The organism is Ulvibacter sp. 2210JD10-4, from assembly GCF_058148525.1.
The window spans coordinates 1-3,663 of sequence record NZ_JBYVJZ010000013.1 but is presented as its reverse complement, the minus strand read 5'-3'; the positions used below and the strand labels follow the sequence as shown (position 1 = coordinate 3,663).

The following is a 3,663-nucleotide window of genomic DNA, read 5'->3' as shown; positions in this document are numbered from 1 at the left end:
ACGTATGTCTTTAGTGTTACCAATACAGGTAATGTTACTTTGTATAATATTGTTTTGACCGATCCTTTACCTGGTATTGTATTGGAAGGAGGTCCTATTGCTGAGTTGGCACCTGGCCAGACAGATGATACGACCTTTACTGCGACCTATGTGATCACTCAGGCTGATATTGATGCCGGAGAGGTTATCAATCAGGCTTTAGCAACGGGTCAGGATAGTTTGGGTACAGATGTATCAGATACTTCCGATGATCCAAACATTTTAGACAATGTAGATCCTGATGGTGATGGCGATCCTGATGATCCGACGGTTACTACCTTACCCAATGTGGGTGATATTACCTTTGAGATCTTCAATGGAGTTACTCCTGACGGCGATGGTCTGAATGATATTTTCTATGTTGAAGGTATCAGTAACTGGCCTAACAACAATATGAAGATCTTTAACAGATGGGGTGTTTTGGTTTGGGAGACCGATGGCTATGGCGGTACTAACGACAGAGAAAATGTCTTTAGAGGCGTTTCCAGTGGTCGTACGACGATCAAAGAAGAGAAAGAGCTTCCAACGGGTACGTATTATTACATCCTTACCTTCCCTGGCGATGGTGTTGATGCTAATCCGGGACAGACGAGTTATTCAGGATACTTATATATAAATAGATAGAAAGTCAAAAAAAGATCCCGGGAGTTTTTTCCCTCCCGGGCTTATAAAATATTTAACTATGAAACACAGTTATTTTACACTCATAATTTTGATTTTACTTGGTACATTTTCAAGTAATGCACAGCAGGATCCTCAGTATACGCAGTATATGTACAATACTCAGGTTGTCAACCCTGCCTATGCCGGATCTCGGGAAGCGCTAAGTTTTGGTCTATTGTACCGTACCCAGTGGGTTGGATTTGAGGGAGCTCCCAAGACGGGAACCTTCACGGTTAATTCTCCCATAGGAGCTTTGGAGAATATGGGTCTTGGTCTGTCTATTGTTCGTGATGAATTGGGTCCTGCCATTGAATCTAATGTTAATATTGACTATTCCTATAGTATCAATGCCTCGGATAATGGTAAGATTTCCTTTGGTTTGAAGGCTGGATTGGATTTATTGGATGTTGATTTTACGAAGCTCAATATTGCCGATGAGGGAGATATTTTTGAGAACAATATAGACAACAAGATACAGCCACAGGTAGGTGCTGGTGTTTATTACCATACCGATAAGTTCTATGCCGGGCTTTCAGTTCCTAATTTTTTAAATACCAAGCACTTTGATTCCTCTACATTGGATGATCTGAACACGAGTGGATTTAATGGTTCTGTTACGGCTGCAGAGCGACTGCATTATTTTTTAATAGCAGGTTATGTGTTTGATGTTAGTGAAAATCTTAAATTTAAACCTGCAACGCTTATCAAGGCGGTAAGTGGTTCTCCATTACAGTGGGATGTTTCAGCAAACTTTCTGTTGTATGACAAGGTTACTTTAGGGGCTGCTTATAGGTGGAGTGCTGCGATGAGTGCTATGGCAGGTTTCCAGGCTACCGATGAGATTTTTATTGGATTTGGATATGATTACCAGACTACCGATATTGAGTCCTATAGTGATGGATCCTATGAGGTGATGTTACGCTTTGATTTATTCAAGAAACCGGAACGTGTATTAACACCACGCTTCTTTTAAAAACATTTGGGGTAATGAAGACATTTTTACAAAAAGTATTTCTAATGACACTAGTATTATTGTATAGTACTAGTGTTTGTTTTTCGCAGAAAAATCAGGTTGAGAAGGCCAACAAGGAGTTTGATAAGTATGCTTATATCGATGCACGTGCTATCTACCTAAAGGTAGTAGAGGACGGTTATGGTTCTGCACAGATCTACCAGAATCTGGGTGACACTTATTATTGGAACAGTGATTACGACAATGCCGCGAAGTGGTATTCTAAGTTGATCAATGAGTTTCCAGAAGATACGGAGATCAATTACTACTACCGTGCTGCACAATCTTTTAAGAGTTTGAACGATCAGGATGAGGCCAAGCGCCTGATGGACCTTTATCTTTCCAAGGGAGGTGACCCCGGTATTGTACGGGCCACGGCGACTGATTTTTTAGAATACGAGGTTGTTTTGGAGAAGGTTTCTGTCAATACGGGATTTTCAGATTTTGGACCTTCGTATTATATGGACAAGCTGGTGTATGCTTCTTCGTCTAACAAGTCAGAGGGACATAAGATCCACCAGTGGAACGAACAGCCTTTTTTAGATCTTTTTGAGGCCGATATGGACGCAGAAGGTAAGCTTTCCAATTCGAGTTCTCTCAGTGGAGATATCAATACACCTTATCACGAATCTACACCGACCTTTACCAAGGATGGAGGTACGATGTATTTTACCCGTAACAACTATATTGACGGCAAGAAAGGCAAGGACAAAGACAAGACGATTCGATTGAAGTTGTACAAGGCCACCAAGAGTGGAGATAACTTCTGGACCAATGTTGTGGAACTTCCGTTTAACAGTAAAGAATACTCGGTAGCTCACCCTGCATTGAGTGTTGATGAGAAGCGTTTGTATTTTTCTTCCGATATGCCAGGTACCATTGGGATGTCGGATCTTTGGTATGTTGATATCTTAGAGGGAGACACTTATAGTGAACCGGTGAATCTGGGTCCCGGCATCAATACCGAGGCCAGGGAATCTTTTCCTTTTGTAAGTGAGCAGAACAATTTTTATTTTTCCAGTGATGGTCGTGGCGGTTTGGGCGGATATGATATTTTTACGACCGTTTTAGGATCCGATGGCACACCTGGAGCAATTACCAACTTAGGAGAGCCGGCCAATAGCAGTCAGGATGATTTTGGTTTTATCATCAGGGAAGGCCAGCGTATCGGTTATCTTTCTTCGAATCGAGATGGCGGTAATGGCAGTATCGATGATGAGATCTACCGTGTTCAGGAGAAGTGTGAGATCGTGCTTGTGGGAACGGTCTTCGACCAACAGAGCAAGGAATTGCTTCCTGGAGCAGAAGTGTTCTTATTGGACAGCAATAACAATATTATCGACAGTAAGATAGTGGGCAGTGATGCAGCGTATCGTTTTAATGCAGATTGTGAGCGACAGTATTCTATACGAGGCAGTAAGGCTCAGTACGCTCCTTATGAGAAGGTATTACAGACCCCTGATGAGAGTGGTACCATAGAAGTACCAATTCCATTGAGGCTTATCGATCCCTGTCCCCCTAATGATCTGGGATGTCGTTTAAAGTTACAGCCTATTTATTTTGATTTTGACCGTTATAACATTCGTGAGGATGCGGCCATAGAGTTGGCAAAGATATTGGCGGCGATGCGTCAATACCCTGAACTGATCATTCATATAGAGTCTCATACCGATTCCAGGGCACCGTTCAAGTACAATGAACGATTATCAGAGAAGCGGGCACAGTCTACATTGAATTGGTTGGTAGACAAGGGGATCAGCAAGAGCAGGTTATCGGCTAAGGGTTATGGTGAGTATCAGCTTACCAATGGATGTTCTGATGGAGTGGATTGTACCGAGGAGGAACACCAGCTCAACAGGCGATCTATGTTTATTATACAGAATTAGATTAACCAATATTTTTCAATTAAAAAAAGGCGCTCTATCTTACAAGGAGCGCTTTTTGTTTTT

Annotated in this window: 3 protein-coding genes; all 3 read left to right on the top strand. The window is 42.0% G+C overall.

What is annotated here, in order from left to right; all coding sequences use genetic code 11:
- Positions 1 to 663 (top strand): T9SS type B sorting domain-containing protein (locus ACY2RT_RS15260; RefSeq protein ID WP_490156798.1); only part of this gene is annotated, 663 nt, incomplete at its 5' end.
- A 58-nt stretch (positions 664 to 721) separates the two neighbouring features.
- Entirely contained in the window at positions 722 to 1,675 is a 954-nt protein-coding gene (locus tag ACY2RT_RS15255) for a PorP/SprF family type IX secretion system membrane protein (protein ID WP_490156797.1), read from the top strand.
- Between the two features lie 767 nt (positions 1,676 to 2,442).
- Complete coding sequence (locus ACY2RT_RS15250) at positions 2,443 to 3,600, top strand: OmpA family protein (RefSeq protein ID WP_490156796.1); 1,158 nt, start codon at positions 2,443 to 2,445, stop codon at positions 3,598 to 3,600.
- Positions 3,601 to 3,663 lie beyond the last annotated feature (63 nt).

Excerpts from the sequence above, each read along its gene's own strand:
- ACY2RT_RS15255 (WP_490156797.1), top strand. The coding sequence starts at position 722 with ATGAAACACAGTTATTTTACACTCATAATTTTGATTTTACTTGGTACA.